General features: G+C 38.0%; 21 protein-coding genes. 4 read left to right on the top strand and 17 right to left on the bottom strand.

What is annotated here, in order from left to right; all coding sequences use genetic code 11:
* Positions 1-25: 25 nt before the first annotated feature.
* The 12 genes from B3D94_RS12600 to B3D94_RS12545 all read right to left on the bottom strand — a co-directional run bounded on the left by B3D94_RS12600 (position 26) and on the right by B3D94_RS12545 (position 11818).
* Positions 26-1942 carry a stage V sporulation protein D gene (locus tag B3D94_RS12600; protein WP_291757503.1) on the bottom strand — a complete coding sequence of 639 codons (1917 nt, stop codon included), beginning with the start codon at positions 1940-1942 and terminating at the stop codon, positions 26-28.
* Between the two features lie 57 nt (positions 1943-1999).
* A complete protein-coding gene (locus B3D94_RS12595; RefSeq protein ID WP_291757502.1) occupies positions 2000-4228 on the bottom strand; it encodes a penicillin-binding protein in 2229 nt (742 codons plus the stop codon).
* Positions 4225-4596, bottom strand: a complete 372-nt coding sequence (gene ftsL2, locus B3D94_RS12590) for a cell division protein FtsL (protein ID WP_069480277.1) — start codon at positions 4594-4596, stop codon at positions 4225-4227. Before ftsL2 ends, B3D94_RS12595 begins: the two co-directional genes overlap by 4 nt.
* Positions 4597-5547: a 16S rRNA (cytosine(1402)-N(4))-methyltransferase RsmH gene (gene rsmH / locus B3D94_RS12585; protein ID WP_025113838.1), complete on the bottom strand. Its 951-nt coding sequence runs from the start codon at positions 5545-5547 to the stop codon at positions 4597-4599.
* Positions 5548-5609: 62 nt separating this feature from the next.
* Positions 5610-6041 carry a division/cell wall cluster transcriptional repressor MraZ gene (mraZ, locus tag B3D94_RS12580; protein WP_008173894.1) on the bottom strand — a complete coding sequence of 144 codons (432 nt, stop codon included), beginning with the start codon at positions 6039-6041 and terminating at the stop codon, positions 5610-5612.
* 254 nt (positions 6042-6295) lie between these two features.
* Positions 6296-7912: a bacillithiol biosynthesis cysteine-adding enzyme BshC gene (bshC, locus tag B3D94_RS12575; protein ID WP_069480276.1), complete on the bottom strand. Its 1617-nt coding sequence runs from the start codon at positions 7910-7912 to the stop codon at positions 6296-6298.
* Positions 7913-8186: 274 nt separating this feature from the next.
* The gene (locus B3D94_RS12570; protein ID WP_069480275.1) at positions 8187-8582 is read right to left on the bottom strand and encodes a DUF3397 domain-containing protein; all 396 of its coding nucleotides are present in this window, start codon (positions 8580-8582) and stop codon (positions 8187-8189) included.
* Positions 8579-9487 carry a ketopantoate reductase family protein gene (locus B3D94_RS12565; RefSeq protein WP_291757495.1) on the bottom strand — a complete coding sequence of 303 codons (909 nt, stop codon included), beginning with the start codon at positions 9485-9487 and terminating at the stop codon, positions 8579-8581. Before B3D94_RS12565 ends, B3D94_RS12570 begins: the two co-directional genes overlap by 4 nt.
* Before the next feature lie 180 nt (positions 9488-9667).
* Positions 9668-10045: a transcriptional regulator gene (locus tag B3D94_RS12560; RefSeq protein ID WP_036123766.1), complete on the bottom strand. Its 378-nt coding sequence runs from the start codon at positions 10043-10045 to the stop codon at positions 9668-9670.
* Positions 10046-10155: 110 nt separating this feature from the next.
* Positions 10156-10923, bottom strand: a complete 768-nt coding sequence (locus tag B3D94_RS12555) for an enoyl-CoA hydratase/isomerase family protein (protein WP_069480273.1) — start codon at positions 10921-10923, stop codon at positions 10156-10158.
* Positions 10924-11086: 163 nt separating this feature from the next.
* A complete protein-coding gene (gene rpmF / locus B3D94_RS12550) occupies positions 11087-11260 on the bottom strand; it encodes a 50S ribosomal protein L32 (RefSeq protein ID WP_004224819.1) in 174 nt (57 codons plus the stop codon).
* 24 nt (positions 11261-11284) lie between these two features.
* Positions 11285-11818, bottom strand: a complete 534-nt coding sequence (locus B3D94_RS12545; protein ID WP_069480272.1) for a YceD family protein — start codon at positions 11816-11818, stop codon at positions 11285-11287.
* 166 nt (positions 11819-11984) lie between these two features.
* Between B3D94_RS12545 and B3D94_RS12540 the strand changes: the two genes are divergently transcribed.
* Entirely contained in the window at positions 11985-13196 is a 1212-nt protein-coding gene (locus B3D94_RS12540; RefSeq protein WP_069480271.1) for a nucleotidyltransferase, read from the top strand.
* Between the two features lie 48 nt (positions 13197-13244).
* Here the strand turns inward: B3D94_RS12540 and B3D94_RS12535 are convergent, their stop codons facing one another.
* Complete coding sequence (locus tag B3D94_RS12535; RefSeq protein WP_083244611.1) at positions 13245-14291, bottom strand: SepM family pheromone-processing serine protease; 1047 nt, start codon at positions 14289-14291, stop codon at positions 13245-13247.
* A 118-nt stretch (positions 14292-14409) separates the two neighbouring features.
* Here B3D94_RS12535 and B3D94_RS12530 point away from each other — a divergent pair, with 118 nt between their 5' ends.
* A complete protein-coding gene (locus B3D94_RS12530; RefSeq protein ID WP_254664228.1) occupies positions 14410-15309 on the top strand; it encodes a hypothetical protein in 900 nt (299 codons plus the stop codon).
* Positions 15310-15370: 61 nt separating this feature from the next.
* Here B3D94_RS12530 and coaD read toward each other — a convergent pair whose 3' ends face one another.
* The 3 genes from coaD to B3D94_RS12515 form a co-directional block, all read right to left on the bottom strand.
* Positions 15371-15862, bottom strand: a complete 492-nt coding sequence (gene coaD / locus B3D94_RS12525; RefSeq protein ID WP_069480268.1) for a pantetheine-phosphate adenylyltransferase — start codon at positions 15860-15862, stop codon at positions 15371-15373.
* A gap of 1 nt (position 15863) precedes the next feature.
* Entirely contained in the window at positions 15864-16430 is a 567-nt protein-coding gene (gene rsmD / locus B3D94_RS12520; RefSeq protein ID WP_036162598.1) for a 16S rRNA (guanine(966)-N(2))-methyltransferase RsmD, read from the bottom strand.
* Positions 16431-16504: 74 nt separating this feature from the next.
* On the bottom strand, positions 16505-17923 hold the full coding sequence (locus B3D94_RS12515; RefSeq protein ID WP_291757486.1) for an RNA polymerase II: 1419 nt from the start codon (positions 17921-17923) through the stop codon (positions 16505-16507).
* Between the two features lie 55 nt (positions 17924-17978).
* On the opposite strand from B3D94_RS12515, the gene B3D94_RS12510 reads away from it, so the two are divergent.
* The gene (locus B3D94_RS12510; protein WP_069480266.1) at positions 17979-18368 is read left to right on the top strand and encodes a DUF7147 family protein; all 390 of its coding nucleotides are present in this window, start codon (positions 17979-17981) and stop codon (positions 18366-18368) included.
* Positions 18369-18370: 2 nt separating this feature from the next.
* Here the strand turns inward: B3D94_RS12510 and B3D94_RS12505 are convergent, their stop codons facing one another.
* On the bottom strand, positions 18371-18643 hold the full coding sequence (locus B3D94_RS12505; protein ID WP_036123750.1) for a YlbG family protein: 273 nt from the start codon (positions 18641-18643) through the stop codon (positions 18371-18373).
* 360 nt (positions 18644-19003) lie between these two features.
* On the opposite strand from B3D94_RS12505, the gene B3D94_RS12500 reads away from it, so the two are divergent.
* Positions 19004-19912: a glycerophosphodiester phosphodiesterase gene (locus tag B3D94_RS12500; protein WP_069480265.1), complete on the top strand. Its 909-nt coding sequence runs from the start codon at positions 19004-19006 to the stop codon at positions 19910-19912.
* Positions 19913-20059: the final 147 nt, after the last annotated feature.

Below are 20059 nucleotides of genomic sequence, written 5' to 3'. Positions count from 1 at the left end.
CCCATTTTTTAAAGGTAAAGTTATTTCAGTTCTCCAAATATAAATGAATGGTACCATCTTGTTTGATAACACTATCCACTTCAGGTAATTGGTTACCAATTTTTGTCCCTTCTCCATGCCATTCTATACGGAATGGATAAAACTGCTTGGCAATATCATCCTTTGTCTGACCAATAAAATTTGGTACCTTCACAGTAATTGGATCACCATAACGATAATCCTTTTCAAGCTGTTCCTTCGATTTTTCAATACCTACAAACGGTGCAACATCCTCAATAATTTGCCCAACAATAGGTGCTGCTACGACGCCACCAAACTGTGTCGTCTTTTTAGGGTTGTCGACTGCTACATAGACGACAATTTGCGGATTGTCAGCTGGCGCAAAGCCAATAAATGATACGATATATTCTCCACTTTTGTAACGTCCGTTTTCAACCTTCTGTGCTGTTCCTGTTTTACCGCCAATTCGTAAACCATCTCGGAAGGCTTGTCGACCAGAACCATTCGCAACAACAGACTCCAATGCGCCCCGAACCTTTGAAGAAGTCTCCTCACGAATCACCTGATTTTTGACAACCGGTTTAGTTTCTTGTATGACTTCCCCTGTATTGGGATTAAATACTTTTTTCACAACATAAGGCGTATAAAGCTTGCCTCCATTTATTGCTGCTGCTACCGCTTGAACTTGCTGAATTGGAGTTACCGCTACTCCTTGCCCAAATGAGGTTGTAGCCTGTTCAACAGGTCCGAAGGCTTCCTTAGAAAATAAAATGCCTGAAGCTTCACCAGCAATATTGGAACCAGTCTTTTGACCAAAGCCAAAATCTTTAATATATTGCAATAATCGCTCATTACCTAACCGCTGCCCTAATTCAATAAAGCCTGGGTTACAGGAATTCTCCACAACTTCTAAGAAGGTTTCATGTCCATGCCCTTCACGCTTCCAACAACGAAGCCTTGCCCCAGCAACCATCGTATACCCTGGATCATAAAAAGTATCATGCTCTAAATCCACTAAATTTTCTTCCAATGCAGCGCTAAGAGTAATAATTTTAAAAGTAGAACCCGGTTCATACGTCATCCACACAGGTAAATTCCGATTATAAATCGCAGGCTCGACTAATTGGTATTCAGCCGGATTAAAAGTTGGATAAGAGGCTAACGCTAAGATTTCTCCATTATTTGGATTCATAGCAATGGCCAATGCTTGGTCCGCATCATAGCGCTTCATAGCCTGTGACAATTCACGTTCAACGACCTGTTGGACATCGACATCAATCGTTAGCTCAATAGTTGCTCCATCCTCGCCAGCTTTCCAAGCACTCGCGACATTCGGTAAATTATTGCCCTTCGCATCGGTAAAAATGCGAATTGCGGATGAATTAGCCTGCAAAAACTTATCATATTCATATTCAATACCAGCTAAACCTTGTGCATCATACCCTGTAAAGCCTAAAAATCGAGATAAAAGTGTCCCATATGGATAGTCTCTTGAGTAGTCGACACCACTATATAGTCCTTCAATTTGTAAGCCTTGTAATTCCACTGCTTTTTCATAGGGGATATTTTTCCCCTCTGGCGCTAGTTTTACTAAATAGGCTTTTTTCTTCATCTTCTCTAGCAGTTTCTCTTTGTCCACTTCCAGAACTTGCGCAATTTTTTCAGCTGCCCCTTCAATATCTTTACTCTGGGAAGGCATAAAATATAATGTCGGTGCAAGCTTATTGGTTACAATACTCTCACCATCTCGATCAGTAATATGCCCTCGTTCATTAGCAAATGGTATTTCTCGGTCCCAGTTCTCTTCTGCCTTCGTTGTTAGTTCCTTTTGATCCAACACTTGCAAAAAGAAAAGCCTAATCACTATCGCCACTGCCGCACACATAAACAACACATATAAAATACGTAAACGCTTTTTAGAATGGATAGAAATCCACTTCATTCGACATCACACCTTGTTTTTTACAACGTATGAAATAAAGTGGACTTCTATTCAGTATTATTCATCTTCTACTTGTTCAATTTCACCCTCAGAAGCTGCCTCTACATCTTGCACAAAGCTTTCAGCAGGTGTTTTGAGCTTAACAACAATCGGTGAACTATCCGTTATAATAGTCCCAGGGGACACACTTTGACTCGCTACAAAGCCTTCACCGAAAATCTCCATCTCTACCCCTGTCATAGATTTGAAAACAAGTAAATTTCTTAATGACCAATTCGTAAAGTCTGGCAATATGATATCGCCATCCGTCTTCAAAAATACATAACTACCTTTAACTAGTTGTTTTGTATCTTTCGGATATTGATCTATGATTTTACCCCCGCTTCCAACAATAACAGGCTGTAATCCATCATTTCCTAGTTCTACCTCAATCGCCTCAGCACTTTGACCTGTATAATCCTTAATATCTACCTTATCCACATACTGTACATCACCTGGATTAATATTAAGGTGCTTTAAGCTATTTAACATAACAGGGTTAAACACTTTAGATACCGGTACTGACCCAAGCTCATTATTTAACTTGGGTTTTTTCACTGAGACATACATGATGAGCTGAGGATCATCGACAGGAGCCATACCTAAAAATGAATATAGGAATTGGTTAGCACCCCAAGCATACGTACCATCTGCTCTCGGAATTTGTGCTGTCCCTGTCTTCCCTGCAACCTCATAATCCTCTAGAATAAAATCCTTCGCAGTACCAAATTTTGATGTCAGTGTAGAGGCAAGGATTTCTCGTACTTGTTTCGCTGTATCTGCTTTGATTGGCTGTCCTTTTTCAACAGGTTCATGGTTTTGAATAACCTTCCCTGTTGATGAATCAACAATACGGTCAATCACATAAGGCTGCATCATCTTACCATCATTCGCAATAGCAGTCATGGCTTGGATCATTTGGATAGGTGTTACGGTTGACCCTTGTCCATATGTTGTTGTCACTCGTTGGATTGGGTATTTAGATAATATTGTACCTGCTGCCTCATTTGGTAAATCAATCCCTGTTTTATGCCCAAAGCCAAAGCGGTCTAAATACTCAATAAAGACATCTTCACCAATTAATTTTAATAAGTTTGCCATGGCTGTATTCGAAGATCGTTGGAATCCTTCTAAATAGGTAATAGGGCCCCAACCGACTTGATTATGATCTCGAATAGTACGGTCAAGTATAGTATAAGAACCTGATTGAAATTTAGTGTTTGGTTCCCATGTATTTGTATCAATAGCTGAAGCTAGTGTAAATGTTTTCATCGTTGAACCAGGCTCAATCGTTTCTTCAATTACTTCGTTCAGCCATTTCATATTTTGACTATCACGTGTTTCTGGGTTAAATGTAGGACGCTGGGACATCGCTAATATTTTCCCTGTTTTCGGGTCTGCTACAACCGCAGTCATAGATTCCGGATTGTATTCCTTTTCAACCGATGACATCGCTTCCTCTAAAAAACTTTGGATGGTTTTATCAATTGTTAAATAAATATCATCCCCATCTTTAGCAGGTGTCACCATCTTCTCGCTGTTGGGTAATAAATAACTGAAGGCATCTGTTTCGTATTTAATTTTACCATTAACGCCTGTCAGTTCTTTGTCATACGTATATTCTAGACCCATTTCGCCTTTTGTTGTGATAGTCCCATCCTCGTTATCTTTTTTCAATGCATAGCCAATTAAATGTGAAGCAAAGACACCATTTGGATAATAACGTTTTAAATCACTAACAAATAGAACCCCTGGTAATTTTTCTTCCTTTATTTTACTCATAACCTCGTGACTAATACCGCGTCCAGAACTCCCAAACTCCACTTGATATAATGGTTTACCATCGCTTCTATAGCGATTATTTAGCTTTTTAAGAACTTCATCTTCTCTTCCTTGCATTGCCGGAATATACTTTGCTAAAACTTGAGCCGTTTTTTCAGCATCTACAACATGCCTAGGTTTCTTTGGATCTGTTGTAGCTGCTTCACTTACGACAACAACTAGACGATAGCTTAACGTATCTTCTGCAATCACTTGACCGTTTTGGTCATAAATCTTTCCTCGGTTTGCTGTGATAACACTTTCCTTACCATACTTAGCAGCTGCTCTTGCCGCAAGCTCCTGTCCTTCTATTTGCCCTGTCGCCTGAATGTTCACCATTCTTGTGAATAATAGAAAAAAGAGCCCTCCATAAAAAATCAATAATAGAAAGGCTCCCCATTGGAATCGAAATCTCTTTTTTTTCATTCTCCCGGCACTACCTTTACATTTTTCTCATTTTGAGTTAAACCGAGTTCTTTTCCTTTTTTCCATATGTTTTCGTATGTAGAAAGTTCACTTACACGAACCGTTAAGTCAACATTCTGTTTTGCAATCTCATCTGCTTCTGATTCGATCTTTTGAATGTCCATGCTTGTCGTTTGAATAGCTGCTTGTTTATTTAATACTAGGACTCCTAATACAGCAATAATGCTAACTAAAACAATTAGCATTGTCTTCTCAAACTTCTGGTTCGTTTTTTTACGACGTATGATAGTGGGTTGTGGACTAGGTGGTGTTATCGGTTGTTGCACTTGTTGATGTTGGTGCTGTTGCCTTACACGTACGGCTGCCATTTACTCACGCCCTTTGTCGTTAATTTTCTCCACCACTCTAAGCTTTGCGGAACGCGCCCGATTATTCACTTCTAATTCTTCATCAGAAGGAACAATTGGTTTTCGTGAAATCAGCTTTAAAGTTGGCTTCATGTCATCAGGAATTACAGGTAAATTTGGTGGTAATTCCGGTAATGATGACGCTTCCTTAAAGATTGTCTTGCATAGGCGGTCCTCCAATGAATGGAACGTAATGACACTAATGCGTCCACCTACGTTTATCATATCAATCGCATCGACTAATGAATCCTCTGCCGCGCCTAACTCGTCATTGACAGCAATTCTAATTGCTTGGAAAATGCGCTTTGCTGGATGCCCACCTTTTCGGCGTGCCGCTGCTGGAATACCCTCTTTAATAAGCTCTACAAGTTGTCCAGTTGTTTCAATCGGGGCTGATTTACGCGCCTCTTCAATTTTACGGGCAACTTGCTTTGAAAACTTTTCTTCCCCATAACGGAAAAAAATACGTACTAAATCTTCATATGCCCATTGATTGACAACTTCAAAAGCTGTAAGTGTTGCCGTTTGATCCATGCGCATATCAAGTGGTGCATCATGGTGATAGCTAAAGCCTCGTTCAGGTGTATCTAACTGAGGTGAAGATACGCCTAAGTCATATAAAATACCATCCACTTGTTCAAAACCATGAGCCAATAATTCTTCTTTTAAATACCGGAAATTCGAATGGATAAACGTGACGCGCTCAATATAAGGCGCTAATCGAATTTTCGCATTTTCGATAGCCGTCATGTCTTGATCGAAACAAATTAAACGACCTTTATCTGATAATTGCTGTACTAAATATTCACTATGGCCTGCACCACCTAAAGTACAGTCCACATATACACCATCAGGATCGATGTTCAACCCATCAACAGTTTCTTTTAATAACACGGTTGTATGATCGAACATACCACTCGCTCCTTTCAGGCCTTAACCTCATGTCAACTTTGCATTGACATGCTTATCAAAAGTTAAAAATCAAAGCCAATCATATTTTCTGCAATTTCATTAAAAGATTGTTCAGACTCGCTGAAGTAGGCTTCCCATGCATCTTTAGCCCAAATCTCAATTCGATTTGAAACCCCCAACACTACACATTCCTTAACAAGATGTGCATGTTGCATAAGAGTAGCTGGAATATTAATTCGCCCCTGCTTGTCTATTTCTACCTCTGTTGCTCCAGAAAAGAAAAACCTTGCAAATGCACGTGTATCCTTTTTGGTCATCGGTAAATCTTTTAACTTTTCTTCGAGTTTTCGCCATTCATTCATAGGATAGCCAAATAGGCAGTTATCGAGACCTCTTGTGACAACAAACGCTTCGCCTAAAGCTTCACGAAATTTTGCCGGCACGATTAATCGCCCTTTCGCATCAACGGAGTGTTGATATTCTCCCATGAACATACTACTCACCCCACTTTATTAAATAATGTACCACATCCCCCCACTTTCCTCCACTTTTTTTAAAAAAAACTTGACATTTTATCTCTCAATGTGCAATTAGACCTTGATAGGGATTTTTGATATGTGCTAAATGACACAAAGAAAGAGCTACCCTTAGGAGGATAGCTCTTTAAATACTATTTTTATAGACATAATTCATCAAATCCATATTGTATCAAATAATTAACTAGGCACAAAGAACCCGGTACATGGGTTTATAAATAAAGTAAATAGTGGTGTTTGCCAATACTATAGTTTTGCTTTAACATTTCAGCAATCAACATAGGTCCAAACTCATTAAAATATTGATACGGATTATAAGTTCTTTCCTGGAAACCTTCGTTTGGATACAACTCATTTTGTAGCGTCGTAAATTTGCGGATAGTAGTTTCATGCTTATCGAGTACCGTTTGCTCAATTTTTTGCTGAAGGTAGTCAAATTGTTTTGCATGATTTTCTTGATTTTTAACAATGATTTTATCTAAAGTTAAATGCTGTTCCTCTAAATATGATGCAAGCTCACTGTACTTTTCTGCTAATAACTGCTCCATAGCCTGAATTTGACGTTTAGCCTCACTATCTTGCACATCATCAATAAAACGCTCTTTCATTTCTAAAGCTTTGCCATTCCAAACATCCGTAACAGTTAATTGATGTTCACGCAATAATTGCTCTACATGGCGTGTCACAATCGTCATATGAAGGCGCGGGGCAAATATAGGCATTTGTAGGTCTAGTATAGAAAATGCACTTTTTAATGTCGCCCAATAAGCTAATTCACCTGGGCCACCGACGAATGCCAGTACAGGGAACGTCATTTCCTGCATTAATGGACGGGACACTACGTTATTACTCAAACGCTCTGGATATTTCTTGGCAATCTCTAATAGCTCTTCTCGAGTAAACTTAAGGTTTGCCGCTAAATTAATAAATAGATTATTTTTTCTTTCTAACAGATGACGTTCTCCGTCCTCTACATAGAATAAATTAGCCGCTTCTCGTGTCGCCAAAATAGGCTTACCGTAGCCTGTTTGCTCTAGCAGCTCTTCCTTTTCTGTTACAACTCTAGCAATTTCTTCACTATGCTGAATGAGATGTGCAAAATTGTTACTTTCATATTGACGGAAATTATAATCCGCTGCATCAATTAACAGTAACCCTTCATCTTTAAATAATTGGTTCATTAACCGCGCAAAGAAATCAGTAAATGTCTCACTTTCGTTTAGCACATCTACTAATTGTTTAATAAGCGCCTCTGTATACTCGGTTTCCCCAATATCTCTAACAATGGTATTGATAAATTGTGTCATCGACTCTTTATTTAGCATTGTTGCCGAGGCCATTGTTTTACGTCTAGAGCGCTCACTGTATGCTCGTTTTTTTAATAATTCACCATGCACCGTATAGGTATGATTAATTTCTTCCAAATCATGATCTTCTCCAGCTATCCAAAAAACAGGTACCACAGATTTTCGAAGCTTCGCACTTTGCTCTTTTGCTAACACAATGACTGAAATCGCTTTATGAACGGAGTAAAGAGGGCCAGTTAAGATACCTGCTTGTTGGCCACCGATTATGACCATAGCTCCTTGTTCTAGTTGTTGCAAATGTTCATTCGCTTTTTGTGATAGCCCTAGTGGCTCCATAAATTGACGGATGATGGATGTCAGCTCTTTTTGATCTCTGGCATGTTGTGCTAAATACTTCGCTCTTTTCTCAAAAGCCTGATCATTAAAATTGTATTCAAAAAACTGATGAATGGCAGTATTTGGCGACCAGTAATCGGCTAGCACATTATTTTTTATAGGTACTTGGATAGACTCCAGTTTCATTTAACATAAGCTCCTCTACTCACTCAATCATTATTTTACTTATAACGAGAAATTGATTCCTCACATATTATGCACATGATGCTGTAAATGTTTTTAGCCCATATTGCATTTGCCCTACCATGAACATAGCACTGTGCAATATTACTGAACTATTCTTCTAGCACTAGGCTTTATGATATTTAATCAGTTTCCCATCCATAAAAAATGATTTTTTATATCTACTTTATAATGCTATTATTTTAACCCTTATAGCTCCAACATGAAAAGAAAATGCTTAGGCAACCTGTAAATAGTCTACAAGGGACTGAATGACGCCGATCATACAGATCACAATATACGCGGTACTCAGTAATAAAAATAAAAAACGCCAAATTTTCTTTAATAAAGGCTTCACTTCTATTTCCTTTTTTGTCCGCCAATCAATATATGTAAAAATCATAGCCATCATTATTGCAAGGATGACTAAAAGTCCCCCTACATTTACTTGCCACAGTACTCCAACGCTTAAGGGCACTGAAAAGAACAAACAGAAGGTTGTCACATCAGAGGCCGCACCAAATGCATGGGTGCCACGTATTTTAACTTTCCGGCTAATTAGATAGACTATAATAAAAAGTACAATTGGGCAAAAAATAACGATACTAACAATAATATGTAAAAGGTCTTTCAACTTTGTTCACCGCTCTCCTCTATCGCAAGTACTTGGAGATATAAAGTACGCAAAGTAGGCAAATGATGACCATTTGTTAAAGCTTTATCCAAAATGGCACCAACAATTGTTTCAATCTCACTTTTTCTTCCCTGCATACGATCTGCAAGCATGGAAGATGTATTTTCGGCTGTTTGCCTACATAAGTCTACCACATCTCCAAAAGATATAGTGCGCTCAAGATCTTTGAACGCAATCGTTAACTCCTGATAAATATTCTCCATAAGTGCATACGCTCGTGTATTAGTCACTAGTTCCCCGTTCTTTATTTGTAATACACAAGTTAATGGATTAATTAAGCTATTGAATATTGCTTTTTCAAATAGCATCTTCTCCGCATTATCAACCATTTCAACTGGAAACAATGGATTTTGTAATTGTAACAACTTTAGAAAAACAGGTTGTTCCCCACGTTCGATAGCTATTTTACAAGGACCAATTCCTCTATGTTGAACCGTTGTTTGATTCAGCAATTGTGTACCAAAAGATACAGAGCCAAACGCGATATTTTTTTGAGGTAAACTTAGTACCTCCTCAAAATGAGCTAAGCCATTTTGCATAAAGAGCAAAGGTATTTCATTTGATAGTGACGCTAATTGGTCATAGAGATTTTGTAAATGAACATACTTAACAGCAATCACAATTAAATCTTGAGGTGGTAATGCAGTTAATTTTGTTGTAGAAACAATTTTTTGTACAGTTTTAGTTCCATCAACATTCAATCGCGTTAATTGATCGGTAGTTAGCTTTTCTACCTGCTCCTGTTTTCTTGTAACTAACGATACTGACATTCCTGACTCTGCTAAAAAGCTTGCTGTTAATTGACCAACCGCTCCCGCACCAATAACTGCTACTTTCATTTTCATTTTACACCCTTTCCTCTCCACATTATGAAGCTATAAGAATAAGGTGCCTCAGAATAAATTCTAAGGCACCCCTAAACAGGTTCTTCTATTATACAAGATTGGCTGATTATTGACGATATACAGAAAGGGTTTTATCTCTAGGAAAGATAAATATTGTATGCTCTTCATAGTTACTGAAGTTTAATCTTTCATTAACGAATAGCCTTGCTGTAGCCACTTCACTAATTTCTCATGTTCATTTTGCAACTCGCGATGTCTCATTTCAAGAGTTTGATAAGCATCTGTTAATTCATCAAAACTTGTCAATGCCAATTTCAAGTGACTTCGCATAGATTGTTGGGGTTGATTTCGTACCGCTAATAATGACTGACTATATTGACCACGTAATGTTTTATTCCAACGGAAGCCACACGCCTGCTTTGTACGGCCCAGCTCCACAGCCGCCATTTCAAAAGCCTCCAACTGCGTTTTGCCATTTTGCACATTATGCAAGACAATTTCTGCTAGTCTTTCATCGTCTTCCTTTGTCCATTGATCTTTTCTTTTTTTCAATTCCATAATCTATCACCCTCGCATTTTTTACTACTATATGCAGTAGCGAGCAAAATAGAATCATTGCATGAAAAAAGACAGTGGTTATGTTTTTCTTTCATCACTGCCTTTATACATCACTTATTATTCTTCTTTGTTAAGAAATTATTAACAGCCAGATGATGCGCTTCGCTTTCCCACAATTTTGCACACGTACGAACTTCCTCCAACACCCGCTCATACATATTTCGTTCTCGCCATTTACGAAGTTCGATTTCCTTATAAGCTTTATGAACGGAAGGATGAATTTTTCGCATATGTTCAATAAAATCATTTAACGCCTCATCTTTTGAACCTTCAAAAACTCGCATTGCCCACCCTATTTCATAGAGCAACTGCGCAGGATACGGCTTCGCATCCACAAGCATTTTTAATGCTCGGTCATGACGTAAACCTCGTTCAAAAAGATATGTACCACCACCCCAACCACTAGTAATGGCTAAGGTCCCTTGAATAAAACCACATTTTGCATGGTTTGCCACTAAACGAAAATCACAAGCTGTGGCAATCTCACAACCTCCACCAACTGCGGTACCATTTATAAGCGCTATAGTGGGCACCGGGAGTGTAGCAAGGTCATATAATATTTTCCCCATCTTACTTAACATACCAAATGCCTCATCCTCTGTCTCCAGCGAATGAAACTCAGATAAATCCCCTCCAGAGCAAAATGATTTATCTCCAGCACCTGTTACTACTAAAAAACGCACATCCTCATGTTTCCGAATATACGTAATGACTTCCTGAAGACCATTCATAACCTCATCATTGACAGCATTACGCTTCTCTTCTCGATTAATTGTAAAAGTCATAACACCATCAAGATTGTCGATCATATAACTCATATTATTCCCCCCTTTGTCTCCATGAACAAATTGTATCATACAATTATTTCACTATTATATTAAACTTCACAATCAACGCAATATTCTGTTTTTAATCCATCAAAAAAAGGCTAGTATAGAGCCATGGTCTCTCTACTAGCCTTTTAAGTGAGCAAACACTGTATTATTTGCTTACTACTTCTTTACCTTTGTATTGTCCGCAAGCTTTGCAAACACGGTGTGATAATTTAGCCTCACCACAGTTAGGGCAAGTTACCATACCAGGTACAGATAATTTGAAATGCGTACGACGCTTTCTTTTTGCAGTTTTAGAAGTTCTTCTAAATGGTACAGCCATTGATGGCACCTCCTTACAGATCGTCTATTCGTCTGTTTGATCAAAATACTTAGCTAAAGCAGCTAGTCTTGGATCCACTTTTTGTTCGTCAGCTTTTTTGTGTAGCTTTACGTCTTCATCTGTTGCATAAGACCAGCTTTTACCACCTTGCACTTGTCCTTCGGTATTTTCCTTGAACACTTGCATAGGTACCTCGAGCAGCACTAGCTCTTCAAGAACTGGTTTCATGTCGATGACTTCACCGTCAATATAGTGAATGTCTCCGTCATCGTCTCCTCGTTGTTCTTCGTCAATCCAGCTGAAAATTTCAACTGTCTCAACATCGATAGGAAACTCAACATCCTCCCAAGTGCGAGCACATGGTAGCGTTAACGTCGCTGTCACAGTTAACTGACATGTCATTTGCGATGCACCAAAAGTACATAGCCCTTTTACATGAACGGGCGAAATTGCTCGAATATCCTGGTTTCGCTCCATCACTTCGTCCAGTTGGACAAAGGCATCGATTGGCATCCCGTTTTGGCGGTATTTAGATAATTGATGAATTGACCATTTCATTCGTTTAATCACCTCGAGACAACAATGTTGATTATATAATGTGTAAAATTAGATGTCAAGATAATTTCTTGTCACCTCTTTAAAACCTACCTATAATTATATACTATAAGAAGTATATTTGCTCTAGACAGCTTACCATAAAACATAAATGATCAGGAGGTAAAGCATGAAAGCAGTTGGAATTGTTGTTGAATATAATCCTTTTCACAACGGACATGCCTATCATTTAACACAGGCTAAAAAAGTTGCGAAAGCAGATATTGTCATCGCTGTTATGAGTGGAACTTTTTTGCAACGCGGTGAGCCTGCTATGGTTGATAAATGGACACGAACAAAAATGGCACTCGCAGGTGGTGTAGACATTGTCATTGAGCTACCTTATGTCTATAGTACAGCTCCTGCAACTGATTTTGCCAAGGGTGCGATTTCATTATTAACTGCTGTTGGCTGCGACTCGTTTGCTTTTGGTAGTGAGGATGGCTCTATCCAACCGTTCTTGAACACTTTTGAATTGATCGACAATAACCGTACAGAGTATGACGCACTTATTAAAGACAGCCTTAAAACAGGAGCTAGCTATCCTAAAAGCCTATATTACGCCTATGAACAGCTTACTCAGAAGTTCCCTGCTCCATACATTGATCTAGCACAACCCAATAATATTCTTGGCTTTCATTATCTCGAGGCGGTGAGAACGCTGGACAGTAACATACAGCCACTTACCATCCCTCGTATTGCAGCAGGTTATCATGATGAACTTAAAGAGGATGCATCCATCGCAAGCGCTACAGGAATACGTAAAGCCCTAGCAACTACAAGTTCTTTACAGAGTGTTCAAAAGGTTGTTCCAGAGAAATCTTTTGATTATTTGGCAGACTGGCACAGACACTATAAAAAATTTGCTAGCTGGGAATCATTTTGGCCACTATTACAGTTCACTATTATGAGACACACACCTTCCGAGCTCACACGTTATGCAGAAGTAACTGAGGGGATTGAGAATGCTATAATGAAAGCAGCCAAAAACAGCTCATCCTTTAACAGCTTTATGGAAAAAATAAAATCTAAACGTTATACATGGACCCGCCTTCAACGTATGATTACACATATTTATACAGGATTTACAAAGGAACAGCTACACAGCTTTGAAGGCCCATCATTTATCCGTTTACTGGGCATGAGCGAAACCGGCCAAGCTTATTTAGGAAAGCGTAAAAAAGATATCGAATTACCTTTAATAAGCCGTGTTGCAGCTGCAAATAATGCTATGCTGGCCATCGATATTCATGCTGCAGAGCTATACAATTTAAGTATAGAGCAAGGCGGTACAGCGGTAAGTCTTCCAAAAGATTATCAAACACCACCAATCCGTTATTAAAGTCATAAAAGGGATGCTAGATGGGTTCTAGCATCCCTTTATCGTCTTTTATTTTGATTGTAGCTGCTTTAAATAATTTATGGCATCGTCCACGTTTTTCACAGGTACAATTTTCATCTTTGTCCCAATCTCCTTCGCTGTTTTTACAGCAGTCGTATAATTGGATTCTAACTCTGGATACTTTACCTTCATTTCTGGAGAAATTTCATCATCAGGGGCAAAAAAGATTTCCATATCATCACGATCAGCCGCTATAATCTTATAGTCAATTCCCCCAATTCGACCAACAGATCCATCAACTAGCATTTCTCCTGTACCAGCGATGGCATAACCTTTCGTTAAATCCTCATCCAGAAGTTGATCTAATATTTCAAGTGTAAACATCAATCCTGCAGAAGGACCGCCAATATCCTCTGTCTTCATTGTCACCTGTGGATTGGTTTCTATCGATTTGCTTTCTGTATAAGAAATCCCTAAACCGGCTCTATGCTCCTGTGCATTTGGTATTTCTTTCAATGTGATCGTTGCCTTCTGCTGTTCTTCATTACGTATAAATTGAATGGATACTTGATCCCCGAGCTGTTTAGGCTGTAAAAGCTCAACAAGCATTTGCTGATTAGTTATTTTTTGACCATCTACTTCAATTATTTCATCCCCGGCTTTTAAGATGCCATCTGAAGCGCCACCATCCAATACATTTAAGATAAAGACACCATTAAAATGAACTTTTGTCTCTAATCCCGCTCTTTGGAAAGCTACATATTTTGCATTAAATTGGGAGTCAGACATTAATTTTAACTGTCGAACATTATATTCCTCATCATCCTCTAATGGATTTCGGACTTGTTCAATATCCATAAGCTTTTGATACTTTTGAGTTTTAGCCCATAAATATGAAAGCGGTGTGGCTTGTTGCATGGCAACTGTCATAAGACTCATAGACCCTAAACTATCTGCCTCCTTGCTATCGACCGTAACAAATTTACTGACATCATAGGCACTACCAGGTTTCATAATATACGCGTCTAGTCGGTATAACATCATAGAACAAATCACGACTATTAACACCGCATAAATGCCAATTTTTCTCTTCACTTGAATACACCTCCTAGGACGCTTGCAAAACCATACGTTCATGTTTTTGCCTTTCACACATATATTAATTTTAGCATTTGCCTATGTGAATGACAAAAAGTTGAAACGAGATGATCATATGTTTGCTACAATTCAAATAGCGCTCTGCGTAATTCTAATTCTCTTACTCTTGTTATTCCCACAAACTGCTCATAGTGGTACTGATTTAGGCTTATCTCTTTTCATGGAGGCGCTATTTCCGTATTTACTACCGTATTTGGTGTTAACACAATGGCTCCTGCGTTTAACAGCCCCTATGCGTACAAAAACAAAAAGAGCTTCTTTATACGTACAAGCCTACATTATTAGTGCACTTGGAGGCTATCCTACTGGAGCGACTACTGTTGTTTACTTAAAAAACAGTGGACAATTACATCCTAAGGAAGCAAATTTTCTACTAGCCGTTTGTCATGCACCAAGTCCATTATTCGTGTTAGGTTTTGTAAGCCTTGATTTACTACACAGTAATACGTTTGGATGGTTGTTTTTATGTTTACTACATACGTTTAATATTTGTTGCTTAGTAACTGGTTACTTTTTATACCGCAAAACGGATTCACCAACCATCACAGTACACAACACTACACTGTACACAGCTCCCTTTTCGGAAAGTATTAAAGAAACTGCCCCAACCATTTTATTAGTGGGTACAACCATTATCTTTTTCACAACCATTCAGACTATCGTGCAACAGGGCTTAGATCAACTAATACCGAAGCTACCTTATTCGATTGAACTGTCCTTAGCCGCTATCCTAGAAGTGACAAATGGTCTTAAAATGACCGTCACAGCCTTCCCGGATTTCCCGTATACCTCTTTACTAGTTGTCATTTTGTTAACGATGCAAAGTATAAGTATTCATTTACAAATTTTTGTGATTGCTAAATCCGCCAAACTTTCTGTGAGACCTTATCTAAAATTCCGCCTCCTTAGCATAATCATTGTACCAACTATTTATGCTCTATTTTTTCTGAAATAATTAGTTTTCACCGATAAAAAAGAGGATGTTCAGCGTATATTACCGACATCCTCTTCAACCACTATTGGGTAAAACCATATTTTTCTTTTAAAGCTTGTACAACACAATTTGGAACTAACTCATTTACATCACTTCCATATTTCGCAACCTCTTTTACAATACTGGAACTTAGGAATGAGTATTGATTCTTCGTCATAATGAAGAATGTTTCGATTGTTTCATCTAGAAAACGGTTCATAGAAGTAATTTGCATTTCATATTCAAAATCTGAAACTGCTCGTAAGCCACGTACAATGGCCTTAGCTTTTTTTTCTTTAGCATAGTCTATGAGAAGACCTGAAGAACTTTCTATCCGAACATTAGGTAACGCTTTTGTTACTTCAGCCATTAAAGCCATACGCTCCTCTACAGAAAACAACGGATTTTTTGCTGAATTGTTTAATACGGCTACATAGACGATATCGAACACATCCGCTGCACGTTTAATAATATCTAAATGGCCAAATGTCACAGGGTCAAAACTTCCAGGAACTACAGCAATTTTCTCTGACAACTTATTCTCCCTCTTCCTCTGTACAGCGATAAACAGAAATAATTGTTCCGCCATATGTTTCTTGTCTTTTTAAAACAAACTCACCAAAACTTTGAGGCAATGTTACTTCTTTTGCATGTTCACATAAAATAATACCATTTTGTTGAATTTTTTCATTATCAACGAGTAATTGTACTAAGTCATAGTATTCCTTTTGATGATAAGGGGGATCTAAAAAAACTAATGAAAACGTAATATCACGCTTTAATAGCGCTTTCACAGCACGCTTTGCATCAATGCGAAACAGCTCAGTATGTTCTTCGTAACGGCATTTTTTAATATTTTCTTGCAGCACCTGAAAGGCTTTTGCATCTTTTTCAATAAAAATAGCACGCTCTACACCACGACTTAGCGATTCAATACCTAAACCACCGCTTCCTGCAAACAAATCAAGTGCAGTACCTCCATCAAAAAAAGGACCAATAATATTAAAAATCGATTCCTTCACTTTATCAGTTGTAGGCCTCGTCGTATTCCCAGCTATTGCCTTTAGCGGCATTCCTTTACGCTCTCCTGCTACAACTCTCATATAATCTATCACCGTACTTTCATCCATATAAAGTACTTTTGCAGCGAAAGGAAAGCCCTCCGCTGCAAAAGTTATTATTGCTCTTGTGTTAATACTTGAATACGTTCCTCTTTCTTTTGTAATTCAACTAAGAATAAACGTTGTAACCAAGCTTCTTCCACATAATATTGATCAGCAATTTTAATAATTGGCTCTGAAATTGTTGAATATCTCCGCTGATTAAATACATAAAAACCAGGTTCTTTAGGGAATCGGAATGTACGATGCTCGCTATTTACATAATAGCCGTTCTTCCCTTCTCCAACTGTGTAACCTAGATAAGGTAATAACGTATCTGCCGTATATAACGCTTGTCCTTCATATAGAATAACATGAACGTCTTCCTTCAATACATCATTTACATACACATCTCGAGGATCCTCAAATAATAATGGATACGTTCCGTCTTTGTGGGCTGCATTTAACGTAAAGTAAGAAGTCTTAGCATCTAACACTTGCGATAAATACTCATCCATTGTGTTTGGAGATATAGGATCATCTCCAAGCTTTTTCAACTTATCCTGCCAAGCCTGCTGTTGGCTATCTGTCATATAATCATTTAATGTCTTCACAATTTTCTTTGCTTTGTCTCCACCTATTGGATCGTTTACTAAATAGGATGCGACAACTTCAAGCAACCATTCTGGAGAGTCTACAAATGTATATTGCGATTTTATTTGGGACAAAATGACTTCCTGTTCAACAGCTTGTGCTGTAAGTGTTGGTAAAAATAACAATCTTTCATCATGAACTGGGACAGGACTTTTTTCTTGAATAATTGCAATATGTTCATCATTTAAAAACTGTAAATTCTCTAATGATTTTAGGAAATCATTAGGAATAGCCTGTTGTGCATAAATTGATAATACAGGCGTTTGTTCTTGTACTTTGAGTTTTCCTGCTTGCCAATAAAGGTCATGAACAGTCCCGTTGCCTCTAAACATCGTATAGTTAACAAGTGATAGCTGTTGTTGACCTACTAATGGTAAACCTGTAATCCATTGTCCATTAATTTTACTATCTGTAGAAATATGAACAATTGAATAGGACGCTTCACCATTTATTAGTGTAGCAAAAACATCTTGAAGGAGCATCTTATTTTTCAAGCCACCCTCAATCGGAATTATGTATGACACAGATTGTGATTTTGTTTCTCCTTTTGCAAAATAAGAGACCTCATCTGATAATCGATCACAGCTTTTTTCATTCTCGATAAAGCAACTAGGGTTTGTTGCCTTTTCTGGCCATTTAATTTTTACCTTTTGATTGGGTAAATTTTTAAAATGCTGACGAATATCTAAGCTATTTTCACGATAAACAATCTCTATTTCCTGAGAGTAATGAAAATCCCCTATGCCGGTTTCTAAATCAGATGAGTATGCATGATACTGGAAAAATAACGTTCCTGAAATAATAAGTACTAAAATAGAAAAAAAGCTTAATGCAAATTTCATGTGCTTGACCTCCCGCAGCATGATACTATGATATTGGAAAGGATGTGCAGTTATTATGCCACAACAATTTATAGAATTAGGAGAAGGCTATGGTGATGTATACGAGCTACTTGAAATTATTAAAACCAATCAGGAACGCTTTCATCAGGCCTTTATACTAACATCTACAAAAGGAGATAAAAAGGTAATCTCCTTAGCCGTTGCCTTCAAACCAGTTGGTGAGAGTAAATTCATGCCAATATATATTTGTCGCGAAGGCATCCCTTATCATGATGATGAACCAACTAAGCGACAAAAAATGTTTGAAGCACAAATAGAACAACTAGACCGAAAAGCAGTTGTTGTAGAAATAAAGCACTCATCTATATTTTCGGAATCAAAACTATTTTATCAATACTTAATCGGCATATTAAGACTAAATAACTATATACCAGCATTGGCATAATATTATAGACCTACTTTATAGTCATATTCCTTTGCTTTATCCGGCTTTGCATTTTCATATTCAGTTTTGACAAATGGACGATAAGATTCCACAACGTCTTTCACAAAAGGAAGGCGTTGTAGTTTTGTTGTCAACATTTCAATGTCCTCACGATTACAATACAGCACTACGTATTTTTGTCTTCTAGAAATATAAAGAACATGACCATATTTCCGAAGAGACTTCGCATGTTTTAATTGATGGACGTAAACGATTAGCCCTTGTCGTTCGTTCATAATGGATTCCCTCATTTCTTACCTAAAAGAATACCATAGACCAGAAAATGATAGCAACAGAGTTTAGCTGACAGAACACTCGATTTTCCGTTATAATGGAAAAGCATACTACGTTAAACATCGTAGGAATTCGAATCAGTTGTTTTAAATAGCTTACATGATTATTTTTCCACGGAATGAATGTACATTTTGCTGAAGGATGATAATGCCTCATACCTCCATCAAGGAAGCATGAAAGAATCATCATTCACTTAACTAATTACTAGTTTTTAAAGCTCTCGGACGGATGTGGGAGCTAGTCATTGCACAATGAATTCACCATTTACTTTAATAGGTAAAAAATTGTTAAGGAGGACGAATATGGGGAAGAAAACTAAAATAGCAATTGCAATCGCAGCTGCAAGTGCGGCAGCTTGGGCAGGTAGTAAAGCTATTTCTAAACCACAGCAACGTGAAGGTAAACAAGCATTACAATTTGATCGCACAATCATTCTTGCACACCGAGGCGGAGCTCATTTAGCACCTGAACATACTATGATCGCCTTTGACAAAGCAGCGCAGCTAGGCGTTGACGGATTTGAAATAGACGTACGTTTAACAAAAGACGAAGAAATTATTGTTTTCCACGATGATACAGTTGAACGAACAACAGACGGCTATGGTCTTATAGCTGATATGACTTTGGCAGAAATAAATGCCTTAAATCATGGCTATCAATTTGAAGATTTGGATGGATCCTTCCCTTACCGTGAGGATAAATTACAAGTTGTAACATTACGAGAGCTACTTGAGGCGTATCCACATATGTTGATCAATATTGATATTAAAGATGCCCCTGAAACTTATGAAGGAAGTCTAATGCCTTCTAAGCTCTGGCGTTTAATTGAAGAACTAGGCGCAGAGGATCGTGTCATTGTAACAAGCTTTTATGGGGAGCAAATAGATCGCTTTAACTTATATGCCCAAAATCAGGTAGCGCTTGGTGCAGGAGAATCAGATGTGAGAAAAGCATTTGCTTCATTCTCCAGTCAATTTGGACATTTATATCATCCAAAAGTAGATGTGTTCCAAATTCCTCCTAAATCAGGGGTTATCGCTTTAGATTCTCCAAAATTTATTCAGTTTTTAAATAATCTCAACATTCCTGTTCATTATTGGACAATCAATGACTTAGACACAATGAAAAAATTAATTAATAACGGCGCAAAAGGAATTATCACTGATCGTCCAGATATTGCCGTAGAGCTATTTCAAACTCAAGAGTCTTAATAGATAAGTCCATGGAAGGGTTAATGCTCTAAGTAAGTACCTTCCCACCTACTATAGACAAAAGCCATCGGGATTTATGAACTGCCCCGTAAAAGTTAGACATCAATCTAACTTTTACGGGGGTTTTTTTTATGGCAAAAGTAAGTG

Source organism: Lysinibacillus sp. UBA5990 (assembly GCF_002429815.1).
Lineage (GTDB): Bacteria > Bacillota > Bacilli > Bacillales_A > Planococcaceae > Lysinibacillus > Lysinibacillus fusiformis.
The sequence above is the reverse complement of the archived record's forward strand: the minus strand, read 5'-3'. Positions and strand labels throughout refer to the sequence as shown.

Excerpts from the sequence above, each read along its gene's own strand:
- B3D94_RS12510 (WP_069480266.1), top strand. The coding sequence starts at position 17,979 with ATGCCACAACAATTTATAGAATTAGGAGAAGGCTATGGTGATGTATAC.
- B3D94_RS12565 (WP_291757495.1), bottom strand. The coding sequence starts at position 9,487 with ATGAAAATGAAAGTAGCAGTTATTGGTGCGGGAGCGGTTGGTCAATTA.
- B3D94_RS12560 (WP_036123766.1), bottom strand. The coding sequence starts at position 10,045 with ATGGAATTGAAAAAAAGAAAAGATCAATGGACAAAGGAAGACGATGAA.
- mraZ (WP_008173894.1), bottom strand. The coding sequence starts at position 6,041 with ATGTTCATGGGAGAATATCAACACTCCGTTGATGCGAAAGGGCGATTA.
- rsmH (WP_025113838.1), bottom strand. The coding sequence starts at position 5,547 with ATGTTCGATCATACAACCGTGTTATTAAAAGAAACTGTTGATGGGTTG.
- B3D94_RS12515 (WP_291757486.1), bottom strand. The coding sequence starts at position 17,923 with ATGAAATTTGCATTAAGCTTTTTTTCTATTTTAGTACTTATTATTTCA.
- B3D94_RS12545 (WP_069480272.1), bottom strand. The coding sequence starts at position 11,818 with ATGAAATGGTCAATTCATCAATTATCTAAATACCGCCAAAACGGGATG.
- B3D94_RS12505 (WP_036123750.1), bottom strand. The coding sequence starts at position 18,643 with ATGAACGAACGACAAGGGCTAATCGTTTACGTCCATCAATTAAAACAT.
- B3D94_RS12530 (WP_254664228.1), top strand. The coding sequence starts at position 14,410 with ATGTTTGCTACAATTCAAATAGCGCTCTGCGTAATTCTAATTCTCTTA.
- ftsL2 (WP_069480277.1), bottom strand. The coding sequence starts at position 4,596 with ATGGCAGCCGTACGTGTAAGGCAACAGCACCAACATCAACAAGTGCAA.
- B3D94_RS12540 (WP_069480271.1), top strand. The coding sequence starts at position 11,985 with ATGAAAGCAGTTGGAATTGTTGTTGAATATAATCCTTTTCACAACGGA.
- B3D94_RS12500 (WP_069480265.1), top strand. The coding sequence starts at position 19,004 with ATGGGGAAGAAAACTAAAATAGCAATTGCAATCGCAGCTGCAAGTGCG.
- B3D94_RS12595 (WP_291757502.1), bottom strand. The coding sequence starts at position 4,228 with ATGAAAAAAAAGAGATTTCGATTCCAATGGGGAGCCTTTCTATTATTG.
- B3D94_RS12600 (WP_291757503.1), bottom strand. The coding sequence starts at position 1,942 with ATGAAGTGGATTTCTATCCATTCTAAAAAGCGTTTACGTATTTTATAT.
- bshC (WP_069480276.1), bottom strand. The coding sequence starts at position 7,912 with ATGAAACTGGAGTCTATCCAAGTACCTATAAAAAATAATGTGCTAGCC.
- rpmF (WP_004224819.1), bottom strand. The coding sequence starts at position 11,260 with ATGGCTGTACCATTTAGAAGAACTTCTAAAACTGCAAAAAGAAAGCGT.
- rsmD (WP_036162598.1), bottom strand. The coding sequence starts at position 16,430 with ATGAGAGTTGTAGCAGGAGAGCGTAAAGGAATGCCGCTAAAGGCAATA.
- B3D94_RS12555 (WP_069480273.1), bottom strand. The coding sequence starts at position 10,923 with ATGAGTTATATGATCGACAATCTTGATGGTGTTATGACTTTTACAATT.